At 68.7% G+C, this 15,984-nt stretch carries 14 protein-coding genes; 6 read left to right on the top strand and 8 right to left on the bottom strand.

Going from position 1 to position 15,984, the window contains the following annotated elements; all coding sequences use genetic code 11:
• Window positions 1-96: 96 nt before the first annotated feature.
• The 3 genes from BSY19_RS23105 to BSY19_RS23095 all read left to right on the top strand — a co-directional run bounded on the left by BSY19_RS23105 (window position 97) and on the right by BSY19_RS23095 (window position 3,010).
• On the top strand, window positions 97-1,443 hold the full coding sequence (locus tag BSY19_RS23105) for a UDP-glucose dehydrogenase family protein (protein ID WP_069056206.1): 1,347 nt from the start codon (window positions 97-99) through the stop codon (window positions 1,441-1,443).
• Between the two features lie 119 nt (window positions 1,444-1,562).
• Entirely contained in the window at window positions 1,563-1,898 is a 336-nt protein-coding gene (locus BSY19_RS23100; protein WP_069056205.1) for a hypothetical protein, read from the top strand.
• Window positions 1,899-1,900: 2 nt separating this feature from the next.
• Window positions 1,901-3,010 carry a hypothetical protein gene (locus BSY19_RS23095; RefSeq protein ID WP_069056204.1) on the top strand — a complete coding sequence of 370 codons (1,110 nt, stop codon included), beginning with the start codon at window positions 1,901-1,903 and terminating at the stop codon, window positions 3,008-3,010.
• A gap of 9 nt (window positions 3,011-3,019) precedes the next feature.
• On the opposite strand, the gene BSY19_RS23090 is transcribed toward BSY19_RS23095, so the two are convergent.
• Window positions 3,020-4,474 (bottom strand): undecaprenyl-phosphate glucose phosphotransferase, encoded by a 1,455-nt coding sequence (locus BSY19_RS23090; protein ID WP_069056203.1) that lies wholly within the window; start codon window positions 4,472-4,474, stop codon window positions 3,020-3,022.
• A gap of 247 nt (window positions 4,475-4,721) precedes the next feature.
• On the bottom strand, window positions 4,722-5,441 hold the full coding sequence (locus tag BSY19_RS23085) for a Crp/Fnr family transcriptional regulator (protein WP_236840433.1): 720 nt from the start codon (window positions 5,439-5,441) through the stop codon (window positions 4,722-4,724).
• Between the two features lie 178 nt (window positions 5,442-5,619).
• Here BSY19_RS23085 and BSY19_RS23080 point away from each other — a divergent pair, with 178 nt between their 5' ends.
• Window positions 5,620-6,366 (top strand): aspartate/glutamate racemase family protein, encoded by a 747-nt coding sequence (locus tag BSY19_RS23080; RefSeq protein WP_069056201.1) that lies wholly within the window; start codon window positions 5,620-5,622, stop codon window positions 6,364-6,366.
• A 112-nt stretch (window positions 6,367-6,478) separates the two neighbouring features.
• Window positions 6,479-7,873 (top strand): DUF2793 domain-containing protein, encoded by a 1,395-nt coding sequence (locus tag BSY19_RS23075; RefSeq protein ID WP_069056200.1) that lies wholly within the window; start codon window positions 6,479-6,481, stop codon window positions 7,871-7,873.
• Window positions 7,874-7,884: 11 nt separating this feature from the next.
• Here BSY19_RS23075 and BSY19_RS23070 read toward each other — a convergent pair whose 3' ends face one another.
• The 6 genes from BSY19_RS23070 to BSY19_RS23045 all read right to left on the bottom strand — a co-directional run bounded on the left by BSY19_RS23070 (window position 7,885) and on the right by BSY19_RS23045 (window position 14,700).
• Window positions 7,885-8,634, bottom strand: coding sequence for an FkbM family methyltransferase (locus tag BSY19_RS23070; RefSeq protein WP_069056199.1), 750 nt, complete (start codon window positions 8,632-8,634; stop codon window positions 7,885-7,887).
• A gap of 49 nt (window positions 8,635-8,683) precedes the next feature.
• Complete coding sequence (locus BSY19_RS23065; protein ID WP_069056198.1) at window positions 8,684-9,568, bottom strand: metallophosphoesterase family protein; 885 nt, start codon at window positions 9,566-9,568, stop codon at window positions 8,684-8,686.
• A 7-nt stretch (window positions 9,569-9,575) separates the two neighbouring features.
• Complete coding sequence (locus tag BSY19_RS23060; RefSeq protein WP_069056197.1) at window positions 9,576-11,126, bottom strand: ABC transporter substrate-binding protein; 1,551 nt, start codon at window positions 11,124-11,126, stop codon at window positions 9,576-9,578.
• A gap of 62 nt (window positions 11,127-11,188) precedes the next feature.
• Window positions 11,189-12,922, bottom strand: a complete 1,734-nt coding sequence (gene araD, locus BSY19_RS23055; RefSeq protein WP_069056196.1) for an L-arabinonate dehydratase — start codon at window positions 12,920-12,922, stop codon at window positions 11,189-11,191.
• 166 nt (window positions 12,923-13,088) lie between these two features.
• Window positions 13,089-14,006, bottom strand: coding sequence for a dihydrodipicolinate synthase family protein (locus tag BSY19_RS23050; protein ID WP_069056195.1), 918 nt, complete (start codon window positions 14,004-14,006; stop codon window positions 13,089-13,091).
• On the bottom strand, window positions 13,996-14,700 hold the full coding sequence (locus BSY19_RS23045; protein WP_236840432.1) for a GntR family transcriptional regulator: 705 nt from the start codon (window positions 14,698-14,700) through the stop codon (window positions 13,996-13,998). Before BSY19_RS23045 ends, BSY19_RS23050 begins: the two co-directional genes overlap by 11 nt.
• A gap of 221 nt (window positions 14,701-14,921) precedes the next feature.
• Between BSY19_RS23045 and BSY19_RS23040 the strand changes: the two genes are divergently transcribed.
• Entirely contained in the window at window positions 14,922-15,893 is a 972-nt protein-coding gene (locus tag BSY19_RS23040) for a Bug family tripartite tricarboxylate transporter substrate binding protein (RefSeq protein ID WP_069056194.1), read from the top strand.
• Window positions 15,894-15,984: the final 91 nt, after the last annotated feature.

Genomic DNA, 15,984 nt, shown 5'->3' with positions numbered 1-15,984 from the left:
GGGCCGTGATCGGTAACGCGACGACGGGTTTCGGCGCGACCACCGATGCATCCGCCCGAATCAAGACTGGCTTGGAGCGACGTTAGGGAGACTCCGATGAAGATCGTCATGGTCGGATCAGGTTATGTCGGGCTGGTGTCCGGCGCATGTTTCGCGGATTTCGGGCACGAGGTCGTCTGCGTCGACAAGGTCGAGAGCAAGATCGCGGCGCTGAAGCAGGGCGAAATCCCGATCTTCGAGCCCGGCCTCTCGGAACTGGTGCGCAGCAACTCGGAGGCGGGCCGGCTCTCCTTCACCACCGATCTGGCGGGGCCGGTCGCCAGGGCTGACGCGGTGTTCATTGCGGTGGGGACGCCGTCGCGTCGCGGCGACGGCTTCGCCGACCTGTCCTATGTCTATGCGGCGGCGCGCGAGATCGCCCAGTCGCTCAATGGCTATACCGTCATCGTCACCAAATCGACCGTTCCGGTGGGGACCGGCGACGAGGTCGAGCGGATCATCCGCGAACTGCGTCCCGATGCCGATTTCGCCGTCGTGTCCAATCCGGAGTTCCTGCGCGAGGGCGCGGCCATCGACGATTTCAAGCGGCCGGACCGTATCGTCATCGGCACGGACGATCTGCGCGCCCAGGCGCTGATGGCCGATGTCTACCGGCCGCTCTACCTCAACAGCGCGCCGATCCTGAACACCAGCCGGCGCACCGCCGAACTGACGAAATACGCGGCCAACGCCTTCCTGGCGACGAAGATCACCTTCATCAACGAGATGGCGGATCTCTGCGAGCAGGTTGGCGCGAATGTCCAGGACGTCGCCCGCGGCATGGGGCTCGACAACCGCATCGGCAGCAAGTTCCTGCATGCCGGCCCCGGCTATGGCGGCTCCTGCTTCCCGAAGGACACGCTGGCCCTGATCAAGACGGCGCAGGACTACGGCACCCCGTCGCGGATCGTCGAGGCCGTCGTCTCGGTGAACGACCTGCGCAAGCGGGCCATGGCGAAGAAGGTCGTCGCCGCCTGCGGCGGCTCGGTCCGCGGCAAGACGATCGCCGTGCTCGGCCTCACCTTCAAGCCGAATACGGACGACATGCGTGATGCACCGTCGCTGTCGATCGTCACGGCCCTGCAGGACGGCGGCGCCACCATCCGCGCCTTCGACCCGGAGGGGATGGAGCAGGCCAAGGCGATGCTGCCGAGTGGCGTCGTCTACTGCAACGATGCCTATGAATGCGTCGAAGGTGCCCATGCCGCGGTGATCGTGACCGAGTGGAACATCTTCCGCGCGCTCGATTTCGACCGCGTCAAGGCCGCTATGGCCGCGCCGGTCCTGGTCGATCTGCGCAACGTCTATCGGGCCGAGCAGGTCCGCGCCAAGGGCTTCACCTATGTGGATGTCGGCCGAGGTGCATCACTCAACGCATCGAAAGGCAGACAGGACGCTGCTTGAGGGGCATGTGTGCTGCTTCGCTTCCGATAAGCAGCCCTCCGCAGCCGTCCGGCTCCTTATCCCCGGTCCCCCGGGGCCGGCCTAGTCTGGCCCCTCGTCAACCAGCGAGGGGCCAGACCATGCTTTCCTTCCATGAAGAGTTTCCGCTGAATGCGGGGCGCCTGGCGCAGGCGCCGCAATTCTCCGACACCGTGCACGACATCGTGCTGGCGGCCGACACGCTGCTGCGCGTCGCCGTGCCGGCGGGCGCGCGCTTCGTCGCGCTCTCCTTCGACGGCGACGTCCGGGTCAAGGCGGGGCTCGTCGACACGGCGCTGACCCTGCCGCTGTCCACCGCCACGGACGGCGCCGGCAGCGTGCTCAATCCCGGAACGAGGCGCCTGCCGCCGGCGGCGACGCATCTGTGCCTGCGGGCGGCGACGGCCTGCAAGGGCTCGCTGGAATATTGGGGCTGACCATGGTGGCACAGCCCGTCTCCCTGACGCGCCGCCGGCGCGACCCGCTCGATCTCGCCCGCCTGAACCGCGCGGGCGCGCGCGCCTGGTACGAGGCGCCGGCCTATGCGGAGCTGGCCGCGATCGCCGATTTCAATGCCGATCGCTATGCGATCACCACCGTTCCGCTCGCCGGCATCGCCGGGGCGAGCGCGGCGGCGCTGCGGGTCAAGCGCGCGGCGAGCTTTGCCGAGCTGATCGCCTTCACCTGCAGCTCGGGGCCGGCGCGCTCCTATCTCGATGCGCAAGGGATTCTGCGGGCCGATCTCGCCGCCGACCAGCCGCGCTTCGACTGGACGAACGGGCGCCGCCAGCTCGCGCTCAACGGCGCCTCCGCCAATCTGCTCTTGAACAGCGCCGCCCCGGCCAGCCAGAGCGTGGCGGTGACCGCGCAGAGCTATGCGCTCTCCTTCACCGGCACCGGCAGCATCGCGCTTTCGGGCGCGTCGAGCGCGGGGCCGCTGGCGGGGGCGGGCGCCGCAAGCCGCGTCTCGCTCGTCTTCACCCCGGCGGCGGGCACGCTCACGCTGACGATAAGTGGCGATGTCCGCCTCGCCCAGCTCGAGGCCAACAGCTTCGCCTCGCCCTCCATCGCGACCGCGGGCGCCGCGGTGAGCCGGGCCGCCGAGAGCGCCGAGTTCTCGCCGGTACTGGAGGCTCTGCTCCAGCGCAGCGCCGCGACGCTGGTGGTGCGCGGCCAGAGGCTGGAGCGCAACGCGGCCCGCATTGTCGGCGTCAACGGCGCCTCTTCGCTGCTGCGCGCCCAGTCGAACCGGCTCTCGGTGCTGATGGACGGCTCGGCCCAGCTCGCCACGGCGGCGGGGGCCGATCTGCGCACCGGCAGCTATGCCGCCGCCTGTGCCTTCGACGGAACCGGCCGCTCCGTCGCCCGCAACGGCGTCGCGGTCGTCACCGACACCGGCACGCCGCCGACGAGTCGGAGTGCGGTATATCTCGGCCGCGACGGGGCGGGCACGGTCGTCGCTTACGGTGACGGATGGTATGACCATGTTATGGTCGCTGGGGAGAGGCTTACCGACTGGCGCCTGCTCAACGTCTCTTTTGTTTCCTAATCGGAGCCCTTACCGCGCGTTCATGAAGGCCTTCCGGCTGAGGACCGTCCTGAGCAGGATCGCGATGTCGAGCCAGATCGACCAGTTGTCGATGTACCAGTGGTCATAGGCGACGCGCTTGGCCATCTTGTCGTCGGTGTCGGTCTCGCCGCGCAGCCCGTGGACCTGGGCCCAGCCGGTGATGCCGGGCTTGACGTTGTGGCGCCGGGCGTAGAGCGCGATCTTGCGTTCGAACGCGCGGTCATGGGCCAGCGCATGCGGCCGGGGCCCGACCAGTGACATGTGGCCGGCGAGCACGTTGAGGAGTTGCGGCAGCTCGTCGATGTTGTAGCGGCGCAGGATCCGGCCGATGCGCGTCACGCGCGGGTCGTCGCGCTTCGCCTGGACGATGACGGCGCCGTCGTCGGTGGTGGTCATGGTCCTGAACTTGAAGATCCGGAAGGCCTGCTGATTGAAGCCGTAGCGCCGCTGGCGGAACAGCACCGGGCCCGGCGAGTCGAGCCGGATCAGGGCGGCCACGAGGAGGAGCAGCGGCGCGCACAGCACCAGGATGAGCGCGGCGGCGACGAGATCGAAGCCCCGCTTCAGGGCGATCTCCAGCGCCGAGAGTGGCGGCCGGTTGAGCCGCAGGCTGGTCAGGCTGCCGGTGCGCATGATGAGCGGCCGGTCGAAGCGGTCCATGATCCGCTCGGGCGTCAAGTGGATCGCCACCGGCAGGTTCATGAAGGCGTCGATGCAGGCATCGATGGTCTCCTGGTCCGACCATGGCAGGGCGATGAAGACGGAGTCCGGCTGCTTGCTCCGGCAGTTCGCCACCGCGCTCGCCAGATCCGCGGCCAGTGCGGCGGCCGGGTCGTTGATCCGGCGGGCGTCGTTGCTGCGCAGGAATGCGACATCGACGATGGCGAAACCGACGTTCCAGGGCTGGTGACGCGAGACGAAGGACATGACGTCGGGCTCGCGGCCGATCAGGAAGACGCGCTCGGTGGTGATGCGGCCCGTCTTGCTGCCGATCGAGATCGTCCGCACCATCGCCGAGCGGGCGAGCGCGATGACGGGGATGCCGGCGAGGTAGCTGGCGAGGACGACACCGCGCGAATAGTGGTCGGCGATCTTGGCCAGGAACAGGATCGCGACGAAGGCCACCATGGTCAGGTTCCAGACCGCGAAGGCGGACGTGATCTGTCCCTTGGTCGAGAGATAATTGGCCAGCTGGTAGCGGCCGCGCGTCGCGTTCACGAAGACGAAGATCGCGGCCAGCATCAGGGCGAGTTCAAGAGTCACTTTGTCGGCCCGCGGATCGCCATAGACCGGCAGGTGATAGGCCAGCGACACCAGCCCCACCATCAGGGCGACGGTCGCCGCGTCGGTCGCGGCGGTCACCAGCCAGAGCCAGTGGCGCCAGGCGCGGGCGCGCCCCTCGCGGGCCGCATAGGTGGCCAGGCCGATGTCGTTGACGCTCATCCGGTTCGTCGCCTCCGCCCGAAGCCCGGGCGAGCTGTGCGGCAGCGGCACAGATCTTCGCTCTCGGGCTGGTCTTCGCGGTGGAAGCGCAAGCGGCATACCGCATGGGAACGCGCCAAAATGGGCTGTTCCGCGGGCGGAATCGCGGGAAGACGCTGGATTTCGGGTGGGGCGGCACGCTGTCGGCGACGGGCGCGGGCCGTTCTGATCCGTTCTGGAACAGCGGGCGCGGCGTGGCGCGCGCCGATCAGCCGGCTGCGATGGCGGCCAGGCGCTCGGTGTGCAGCAGCCGTACACCGTCCGGCACGAGCAGGATCATGCGCTCGCGCGACAGTCTGGTCAGTGTCCGGCTCACCGTCTCGATCGTCAGGCCGAGACAATCGGCGATGTCCTGCCGGCCCATCGGCAGGGGCACGGTGACGGAGGGGCGGCCGATGCGGGCGAAGCGTTGCTGCAGGCCGAGCAGGAAGCAGACGATCCGCTCCTGCGCATTGCGGCGGCCAATCAGCATGAGCTGTTCCTGCGCCAGGGACAGTTCATGGCTCGCCTGCTCGTGCAGGCGCCGCAGCAGCACGGGTCTGGCGTCGACGAAATGCGAGAATCCGGCGCGGGAAAAGGCGCAGGCCGCGACGGGCCCGATCGCGTCGGCGGAAAAACCGGCCGTCTGCGCCAGCGACAGGCCGATGAAATCCCCCGGCAGCGCGAAGCCGACGATCTGGCGGCGTCCGTCCGGCAGCAGGGTGTAGAGGCGGGCGCAGCCGCAGGTGATGTTATAGACGCTCGCCGCAGGCTGGCCCTGGACCATGAGCATCTCGCGCGCACCGAAGCGGACGGAGGTCGAGAGGGCGTGCAGGTCGAGGAGGTCGCCCTCCGGCAGGGCGGCGCAGATGCTGTGGGGGCGCGTCTCGCAGCTCAGGCAATCCCGGCCGAGAGGGACGCCACAGCCCTGTGCCAGCCGATGATCCACGTTCAGCCCTCGCGGGCGCGCTCGCTTCCGACGCCCGGGCCCATCCATACGCCTGTTGCACCGCAGGGTCACCCTCGCGCGCCATGCCGGGGTCACATAGCGAGCGGGCCGCCGCCGCCTTGGCGCGGACGTTTGGCAGGGCTAGGTCTGCGTCGCCACCATCACGCGGGGAACTGCCATGACGATCGCTTCGGGACCATCGCAGGGGCCGCGCATCGCGCGCGGCGGCAAGGCCATCTATGGCGCGCCGCTCGGCATCCTGATGCTGGAGGCGCGCTTCCCGCGAATCCTCGGCGACATGGGCAATGGCGGCACCTGGCCCTTCCCCGTGCTCTACCGCGTGGTGGGCGGGGCTAGCCCTGACCGTGTCGTGCTCAAGGGGGCCGCCGGGCTGCTGCCGGACTTCGTCGCCGCCGCGCAGGATCTTGTGCGGTTGGGGGCGGAGGCGATCACCACCAACTGCGGCTTCCTCTCCCTGTTCCAGCGCGAGCTCGCGGCGGCCGTCGGCGTGCCGGTCGCGACCTCCTCGCTGATGCAGGTGCCCTGGGTGCAGGCGACGCTGCCGCCGGGCCAGCGGGTCGGCGTCGTCACGGTCTCGGCCGGCAGCCTGACGCCCGCGCATCTGGAGAAGGTGGGCGTGCCGCTCGACACGCCGGTTACCGGGACGGAGGGCGGCCGCGAGTTCTTCCGCGTCCTGATCAAGGCCGAGAAGGACGACATGGATGTCGATCTGGCGCGGCAGGATGTCGTCGATGCGGCGCTCGATCTGGTGGCGCGGCATCCGGAGGTGGGCGCGATCGTGCTCGAGTGCACGAACATGCCGCCCTATGCCGCGGCCGTGCAGGCGGCGACGGGGCGGCCGGTCCACGACATCTATTCGATGATCTCCTGGTTCCATGCGGGCCTGAGGCCGCGGGTGTTCTGACGGGGCAGCAGCGGGGATAGGCGAGGGGGTTTATCCCCGGCGCCTGTGCGGGGAGCGATGCTGGGCGTCGCATCCCCCGGCGCCGAGGCGGCGCCCGACCCCGCGAGGCCCCATGACCGCAACGCCGCGGCTTTCCCTGCCCCTGCTCGCCGCCGGGCAGGCGCAGAAGCACGTCACCCATAACGACGCCCTGACGCGGCTCGACGCGCTGGTGCATCTCACCGTCGACAGCCGCGCTGTGGCCACGCCGCCGGCGGCGCCGACCGAGCTTTCGGCGTTCATCATCCCGCCCGGCGCGACGGGCGCCTTCGCCGGCCGCACCGACCAGGTCGCGCTGTTCGAGGATGGCGGCTGGACCTTCCTGGTGCCGCGCGCCGGCTGGCAGGCCTGGGTCACTGATGAGAGCGAGCACCATCTCTGGACCGGCAGCGAATGGCGGCGCGATAGCCCGCTCAGCAGCCTCGGCGCCAGCCTCTGGGGCGTGAACGGCACCGCCGACGTCACGACGCGCTTCGTGGTGCAGGCGCCCGCGAGCCTGTTCAACCATGACGGCGCCGGGCACCAGCTCAAGCTCAACAAGGCGGCCGCTGGCGAGACGGCGAGCCTGCTGTTCCAGGACGGCTATTCCGGCCGCGCCGAGATCGGCCTCGCCGGCGACGACGACCTGCATCTCAAAGTCAGCGGCGACGGCGCGGCCTGGACCGAGGCGCTCACCGTCGAGCGGTCGACGGGCGAGGTCTCGCTGCCGGCGACGCCCTGGGCGAGCGGCGGCAATCTCCTGCTCAATGGCGATCTCCAGATCAACCAGCGGGGCTTCGCCGGCGGCGCGCTGGCTGCGGGTATCTATGGCTTCGACCGCTGGAAGGCGGGCCCGGCCGGGGCGACGCTCACCGTGGCGGGTTATGACCTCGCCCTCAGTGCCGGGGCGCTCGTGCAGCCGGTCGAGCCGGCGCTGTGGGGTCTCTCGTCCTTCGCCGGCCAGCCACTGACGCTGTCGGTCGAGGGGCTGTCGGGTGGGGCGCTCTCGGTGACCGTCGGCAGCGTCTCGGGTTCGATTGCCGCGGGGATGGGCCGGCGCAGTGTGACGCTGACGCCGGCCGTCGGCGACACCGGCGCGCTCTCGGTCAGGCTGTCGCCGGCCGGGCCTGCCGTGACGCTGCGCCGGATCAAGCTGGAGGTCGGGCGTCGCGCCAGCGCCTGGGTCGCGCGGCCAGCGACGCTCGAAGAGCTGCTCTGCGCCCGCTATTTCTGGCGGCCCGAGAGTTCGCTTTCGCTCGACGCCTATCAGGCCGCGGGCGGCGCGGTGGGCCAGACCCTGACGCTGCCGGCCAGAATGCGGGCGACGCCGAGCGCAAGCTTCGCCGTTTCGGGCATGGTGAATGTCGCGGGCGGAAGTCCGGCTTTGACGGTGCTGTCGCGCCGCGAGGCGCGTGCTTCGGCGACGGCCTCGGCGGCCGGGCGCGTGCAGGCCTCGTTCGGCAGCATCACCTTCGACGCCGAGCTGTGAACGGGCCCGATTCAGTCGAGATAGATGCTCTTCACATGCGCGTTGATGGCGGCGATGTCCGGCAGCATCCCGCCATTGCGCGCGCGCAGATGGCCCTCATGCCAGTACCAGTCGTCGAAGCCGACATTCAGCCGCTGGTAGCCGGCTTCCGCCAGCAGCGTACGCATCGTCTCGCGGCGCGGCTCGACGAAGTTATGCTCGATGGTGAAGAGCGCGATGGCATTGCGGGAGAGGTCGATCGTCCTGAGGATGTCGAGTTCCGAGCCTTCCGTGTCGAGCGAGACATAGTCGAAGCCCGAGCCCGCCTGTCCGTCGGCTTCGTCCATCTGGTCGAAGGTTACGGTCTCGACGGTGATCAGTCCGTTCTCGCTGATCGCCTGGCGCCTGTGCTCGGCATAGCCGTCCGACTCGGCGTATTCGGCGAGTGTGCCGATCTCCTGTGAGGGGACGAAGGACAGGAACTGGCCGCCCTCGCGATGGACGGCCCGCTCCAGGCAGGCGGCCTTGCGGCTCGCGGCGAGCCTGGCGAAAAGAATCGGGTTGGGCTCGACCAGCACGCCGCTCCAGCCATGGTCGGCTTCGAGGAAGCAGGTGTTGCTGTGCAGGACGCCGTCGAAGGCGCCGATCTCGGCGAAGCGCCCGCCGCGCCTTCCGCCGCACATCGCCAGCACCCAGCGTTCCTGCTCGATCTGCGAGTTCGTCGGCGTCTCGAAGGCGTCCTGCCAGGAGAGGGAGGGCGGGTTGGCCGGCGCGTGAATCATGCTTGGTTCCATCGCGCCGGCGGTCCTGCCCTCGCTTTCCGGTGAGAGGCTAGCGGCTCGCCTGCTCCAAAGCCAGTTGCGTCGCGCTTCCGAGTTCAGGCGGGCAGGGCGGCATCTCGCGCAGGAATTTGTAGCGGCCGTGCTGCTTGATGGCGGCCAGGTCATGCGAGACCAGTCCTTCGGGGCGGATCGCCGCGGTCGTCACGGTGTCGCCATCGAGGTCGAGCGTCAGGAAGCCGCAGGCCGGATCATCCGGATAGCTATGGCTGCCGGCGAAGGCACAGGAGGGCACCCAGAGATGGCGGATGCCCTCGACGACGCGGTCGCGACGGGTGTGGAGATGGCCGCTGACGATCAGCCGCGTGTCGGCGCCCGCCAGCCGTCGCATCAGGTCGCGCCGGGGCGCGAGGCCCATCGAGCCGATGGTGGGATCGGCCTCATTCGCGTGCTCGATGAAGAGTGGCTTGTGCAGGACGAGCGCGACGCGCTGGCCGCGGCTGTCGGCGAGCGCCGCGTCGAGCCAGTCGGTCTGCTCGGTCTCGCGCGCCAGGCCCGAGCCGAAGAGCTGGGCGTTGACGCCGAGCAGGGTCCAGCCGTCGAGGTCATGGCGCCAGCGATCGGCGCCGATGAAGCGGTCCCAGCGGGCCAGGCGGGACTCGTCGATCAACTGCCTGACGTCCTGGCCGGGGGGCTCGTCGCCGACATCGTGATTGCCGGGCAGCGGCAGGACGGTACCCGGCAACGCGCGAAGGGCCTCTGCCGCGAATGCCATCTCGGCGTCGCTGTCGGGGCCGTCGATGCAGAGATCGCCGTTGACGATGGTGCAGGCGGCCTCGATCCGCGCGGCGGCATCGCGCACCAGAAGCCAGTTCTCCCAGAAGAAGCCGTGCGTCGGCGAGAGATGCGGGTCGGACAGGATGATGATGCGGGTCATGCCGGCCTCAGGCGAAGTCGAGGTTGAAGGAGCGGAAGTCCATGTAATAGAGCGGGTAGTGCGTCCATTTCACGCTGCGGCGCTTGGCGAAGTATTCGCGCACCGGATAGAGGATCAGCGCCGGAGCTTCCGCCTCGTATTCGTCCATGAGACGCAGCCAGAGCCGCCTGCGCTCGGCCGGGTCGGTCGCGAGGCGCAGTTCATCGCTGATGGCGTTGAAGGTCGTCGGCTGCCAGAAGCCCGATTTCTGCAGGAAATAGTCCTTCGACAGGTGCACCAGCAGCCCGCCGCCGAGCGGATCGGGAAAGCGGAAGGCGACCGAGGTCGGCCGGACATCGGCGCCCGGATTGACCAGCTGCGCCAGGTTTTCCATCGTCTCGAGGCGGCTCTTGACGCCGACGGCCTCCCACATCTGCTGAATGACCTGCACGGCGAGCAGCATCTGCAGATAGTAGCCCGGCGTGATCCGGATCACGATCTCCTCCCCCTTGTAGCCCGCCTGGCGCAGCAGCTGGCGCGCCCGCTCGGGGTCGTGGGTGAAGCCGCGGCGCTCGCCGTCGTAGAGCGGGCCGAAAGACGGCGTCTGGAGCGCCGCCATCCGCTTGAAGCCTGCTCCCCAGAGCGACTGGCCGAGCGTGTCATAGTCGACGGCGTAGTTCAGCGCCTGACGAACACGCGCATCCCGAAGGACCGGGTTGCGCGTGTCGTAGTAGAGGATGTGGGCGAATTCCAAGGGCACATCGACGGCCTCGAACGTCCTGTTGCCCGAGAGTGTCTGCGCCTGCTCGGGCAGCAGATTGGTGACCAGATCGAAGTCGCCGGCCTGGAGTCCGGCCAGCCGGCTCGATGCGTCTGGAACGACCGTGAAGACGATCTGCCGGGCCTTGGGGCGCCCCATCCAGTAGTCGTCATGGCTTTCGAGAACGGCGCGCTGATCGCGCTGGAACGAGGCGACGCGGTAGGGCCCGCTGCCGACCGGCTTCTGACGCAGGCCGGCGATGCCCTGCTCGCCATAGGCCTTGGCCGAATGGATCCAGCCGCCATAGGCGGCCAGGCGCTGCGGCATCACCACATCGGGCGTTTTGGTCCGCAGGATGACGGTGTCGCGCGATTCCGCCTCGACCGACGCGAGATGGCCGAAATTGACGCGTCCCTCATGATGTTGAACCTGAGCCCCGTACATGCGCTCCGGCGAGAAGGTGGAGAGCACGTCGTCGGCGCTCAGCACGGTCTCGTCATGCATCCGCACGCCCGGACGAAGCTTGACCGCCCAGGTCAGCGGGTCGCGCTGGCGCAGCGCGGTGGCGAGATGCGGCAGTAGCTTCTGCCCGCCCTCGGCCGCCTCACCCAGGAAGTCGCGGCGCCAGAGCGTGTCGAAGACGTTGTAGGAGACCCGCAAGCCGACATTCGAGATCGACTCGAGCGGCTCCAGCGTCGGCGGCAGAGCCTGCACGGCGACGCGCAGGACCGGCCGTGTGTCGCTCTGCGCCCGGACCAGCCGAGGCAACAGGGCCGGGGCGGCGATGCCGCCGGCGAGCAGATGACGACGCGTGACCATGGCTTCCCCTCCTCACGGGAGCGGCAAACTGGTCAGCGGCGTTGACAGGCTGATGACGGCTTTCAGTGAATCTCCGGCTCGGGAATCTTCGCCGTGCCCTCGAGGTAGTCGAAGTCGCAGCCCTTGTCGGCCTGGCGGATGTGGGCGGCCGACATCTTGCCCCAGCCGCGGGGGTAGTCGCGGTCGGGCGGCGTCCAGGCGGCGAGGCGCTCGGTGATTTCGGCGTCGGTCAGGGCGACCGAGATGGTGCGGGCCTCGACATCGACGCTGATGACGTCGCCGGTCTTCACGGCGGCGAGCGGCCCGCGGATATAGGCTTCAGGGGCGACATGCAGCACACAGGCGCCGTAGCTGGTGCCGGACATGCGGGCATCCGAGATGCGCAGCATGTCGCGCACGCCCTGCTTCAAAAGCTTTTTGGGGATCGGCATCATGCCCCATTCGGGCATGCCGGGCCCACCGACCGGACCGCAGTTCTTCAGCACCATGATATGGTCGGCGGTGACGTCGAGGCTCTCGTCGTTCACGGCCTTCATCATCGCGTCGTAGTCCTCGAAAACCAGCGCGGGGCCTGAATGCTTCAGCAGGCGCGGCTCGGCGGCGGAGGGCTTGATGACGCAGCCATCGGGGGCGATGTTGCCTTTCAGCACGGCGAGACCGTTGGCGGTCGTCACCGCATTGTCGAGCGGGCGGATGACGTTGTCGTCATAGACGGTCGCGAGCGCGATGGTCTCCGAGATCGGCTTGCCGGTGACGGTCATGGCGTCGGTGTGGAGCTTGCTCTCGAGCTGCTTCAGCAGGGCCGGGAGGCCGCCGGCATAGAAGAAATCCTCCATCAGGAATTCGCCGGACGGCCGCAGGTTCGCGATCACCGGCACTCTGCGCGAGAAGGCGTCGAAATCATCCGGCGTCAGCGACACGCCGGCGCGGCCGGCCATCGCGATCAGGTGGATGATGGCGTTGGTCGAGCCGGCGACGGCCATATGCACGGTCAGCGCATTCTCGAAGCTCTTGCGGGTGAGGATGCGGTCGGGCGTCAGATCCTCCCAGACCATCTCGACGATGCGCTTGCCGGACGCCGCGGCCATGCGGGGATGGGCGGCATCCGCTGCGGGGATGGCGGAGGCGCCGGGCAGGGTCAGCCCCAGCACCTCGGCATGGCTCATCATGGTCGCGGCGGTGCCCATCACCATGCAGGTGCCATGGGAGCGGGCGATGCCGCTTTCCATGTCCTTCCACTGGTCGTCGGTGATGTTGCCGGCTTCCTTCTCGGCCCAGTACTTCCAGACATCGGCGCCGGAACCCAGCACCTTGCCGGCCCAGTTGCCGCGCAGCATGGGACCGGCTGGCACGAAGATGAAGGGCAGGCCGGCGCTGCAGGCGCCCATGACCAAGGCCGGCGTGGACTTGTCGCAACCGCCCAGCAGGACCGCGCCATCGAGCGGGTGGGAGCGGATCGATTCCTCCGTCTCCATCGCCAGAAAGTTGCGATAGAGCATGGTGGTCGGCTTCTGGTACTGCTCCGAGACCGACATCACTGGGATCTCGACCGGGAAGCCACCCGCCGTCCAGACGGCGCGCTTCACCGCATCCGCGCGGTCGCGCAGATGGGTGTGGCAGGGGTTGATCTCGGACCAGGTGTTGATGATGCCGATGACCGGCTTTCCCATGAACTCGTCATGGGCGAAGCCCATCTGCAGCGCCCGCGAGCGATGGCCGAAGGAGCGCAGGTCGCTCGCGCCGAACCAGCGCTTCGAGCGCAGGGTGTCGGGCGTCTTGCGGGGATGGGACGACATCGGCGTTTCCTCAGCTTGTTCTTTTTGCTCTCGAACCTCTGCGTCATCCCGGGCAAGCGAAGCGCAGACCCGGGATCCATCGTAGAGCGGTTCGCCCTCCGATGGATCCCGGAGCTACGCCGCTTTGCGGCTTGTCCGGGATGACGGAGTGGGTGGTGAAACGGGGTTACTCCGCCGCCGCGCGCTGGGCGCCCCAGCCGGAGACGATGGCGCGCAGCTGCGCCTTCTCCTCGGCGTTGAGCTCCGGCAGGCCGGGCAGGCGGACGGGGCCGACATTCGTGCCGAGCAGGCCGAGCGCTTCCTTGACGACGGTGACATTGGCGCCGTTGCCATATTTGGTGCGTAGCGTCTCAAAGCCGGAGATGGCGTCGACCTCGACCCGCGCGGCGGCGTAGTCGCCCTTTTCCAGCGCATGCCAGACGGCGAGCGAGCGTTCGGGGGCGACATTGATCAGGCCGGAGGTGAAGCCGCGGGCGCCCAGTGCATAGAAGGGCGCCGCCCAGCCCTCGGCGAGGCCGCAGATCCAGTTGGCGCGCGTTCCCTGCGTGGCCCGCACGCATTCGGACAGCAGCATCATGTTGGTCGAGGCGAACTTCACGCCGGCGACATTCGGGTGGGTCGCGACGCGCACCAGGTCCTTCACGCCGATCGCATCCGAGCGGATATAGGCCACCAGCGGCAGCGTCAGCGCCTCGGCAATGGCGAGGATGTAGTCCGCCTGGGATTGGGGCGCGGCGAAGGGGTCGAGCGGGTGATGCACCATCACCGCATCGCAGCCGGCCTTGGCCGCGAGCCGGCCGGTCGAGACGGCTTCCCGCAAGGACCGGCCGATGCCGGCGGTGACGAGGGCCTTGCCCGCGGCGGCCTCGGCGGCCACCGCATGGCTGCGCACGACCTCGTCCGTCGTCATCGGGTAGAATTCGCCGGTGTTGCCGGCCGAGACGATGTTGTGGATGCCGGCCGCGGCGATGCGCGCCACGATCTGGCCCGTCACCGCCCAGTCGGCCTCGCCGTCGGCGCCCCAGGCGGTGACATGCACGCCCGAAATGCCGCGCAACGCACTGCGGATTTTATCACTCGTCATAGTCCAACCCTTCCGCATCGGCGCCGAACACCTGCCGCACATGGGCTTTCGCCGAGCGGACGATGTGGCGGCGCATTCTCTCTTCGGCGAGCGCGGGATCGCGCGCCCGCAGTGCCTCGTAGATGGAGCGATGTTCCTCGAAGCCCTGGCCGCGCTCGGACGGCTCCGAGAGCAGGGCGATGCGCTGCGCGTGGTCGTACATGCGCTGCCCGTCGAGCCGGCGCTCGAGATAGCCGCAGCCCGAGATGCGGTGGATCGCGCCGTGATAGGCCTCGTTCAGGGTGACGAGGTCCTCCAGCGCGCTGTGCTGGGTCGCATGGGCCATTTCCTCGATCAGACGGCCGATCTCGGTGATGTCGGCATCGCCCAAGCGGTTGGCGGCGATATGGGTCATGACGCTTTCGAGCGCGGCGCGCCCCAGCGCCATCTCCAGCGCCTGGCGGGCGGAAAACTCGACGAAGACGCCGCGGCGCGCCTCGGTGCGCACCAGCCCCTCGCTCTCCAGCTTGCGGATGGCGTCCTTCACCGGCGTCGTGCTGACGCCGAGCATCTCGGCCAGATGCCGCTCGTTCAAGCGCTCGCCATTGCGGAACCGCCCGGCGACGATCGCCCGGCGCAGCCGCTCATGCACATGCTCGCGCAGCGAGCGCAGCAGGTGAGGGGCGACGGGTTCGATGGTCAGGGTCTGCGGCATCGTCGGTCCGGGGGCGGGCGTCGGCCCTCGCGAATCCGCTACGCGGCCCGCGAAGTCTCGGCTCCATCACCGCATCACTCACCACAAAGGACAAGCGGCGACAAGCCTGAAATTTCAGATTTCAAATCTGGAATCCTGTGCTATCGGATGGGGCAAGGATCCGACAACGGACCGCGCTGGCGAACCCCGCCGGCTCTGTGGCTGCCATGGGAGGACAATCGATGACGATGACACGCAGGGCGGCGTTGGCCGCCGCATGCCTGCTGGCCGCTCCGGTCGCGCTGGCGCAGAGCGACTATCCAGGCAACAAGGTGGTGACGATCATCGTCCCCTTCGCAGCGGGTGGGACGACCGACCTGCTCGGCCGCGTGCTGGCCGAGCGTCTCGGCGCCCGTCTCAACGGCAAGTTCATCGTCGAGAACCGGCCCGGCGCCGGCGGCAACACGGGTGTCGCGGCCGCCGCGCGGGCGACGCCCGACGGCTACACGCTGACCATGGGCACGGTCTCGACCCATGCGATCAACCCGGCCGTCTACGCCAAGATGCCCTTTGACCACATCAAGGACTTCGCCCCGATCTCGCAGGTGGCGAGCGTGCCCAACATCCTGATGGTCAATATCGACCTGCCGGTGAAGACGGTGCCGGAGCTGATCGATCTGCTGAAGAAGAACCCCAACAAGTATTCCTTCGGTTCCTCGGGGGCAGGCACCTCGACCCATATGGCGGCCGAGCTGTTCAAGGTCTCGACCGGCACCGACATGGTGCATGTGCCCTACCGCTCGAGCGGGCAGGTGACGCAGGACCTGCTCGCGGGCCAGATCCAGATCACCTTCGACAACATCACCATCGCCTGGCCGCATGTCGAGGCCGGCAAGATCCGGGCGCTCGCGACCGCCACGCCCGAGCGTCTCGTCGTCGCCAAGGACATGCCGGCGCTGGCCGAGTTCATTCCCGGTTACGCCGCCGCCTCCTGGCACGGCTTCTTCGCGCCCTCGGGCGTGCCCAAGGAGATCGTCGCCAAGCTCTCGACCGAGGTTCAGGCGATCATGCGCGAGCCCGGTGTGATCGATCAGATGAAGAAGCTTGGCGTCGATCCCGTCGGTTCGACCCAGGAGCAGTTCACCGCCCATATCGCCGCCGAGACCAAGCGCTGGGCTGATGTGGCGCAGAAGGCGAATGTCCGGATCGAGTGATCGAAGGGCCGGTCATCCCGCCAGCGCGGCCGCCTGCCTTGCCGTCATTGCGAGGAGCGTCAGCGACGAAGCAATCCAGGACGGCGTAGGG

It is taken from the genome of Bosea sp. RAC05 (assembly GCF_001713455.1).
Classification (GTDB): Bacteria; Pseudomonadota; Alphaproteobacteria; order Rhizobiales; family Beijerinckiaceae; genus Allobosea.
Note: the sequence above shows the minus strand (reverse complement) of the source record. Positions and strands in the feature narration are given on the sequence as shown.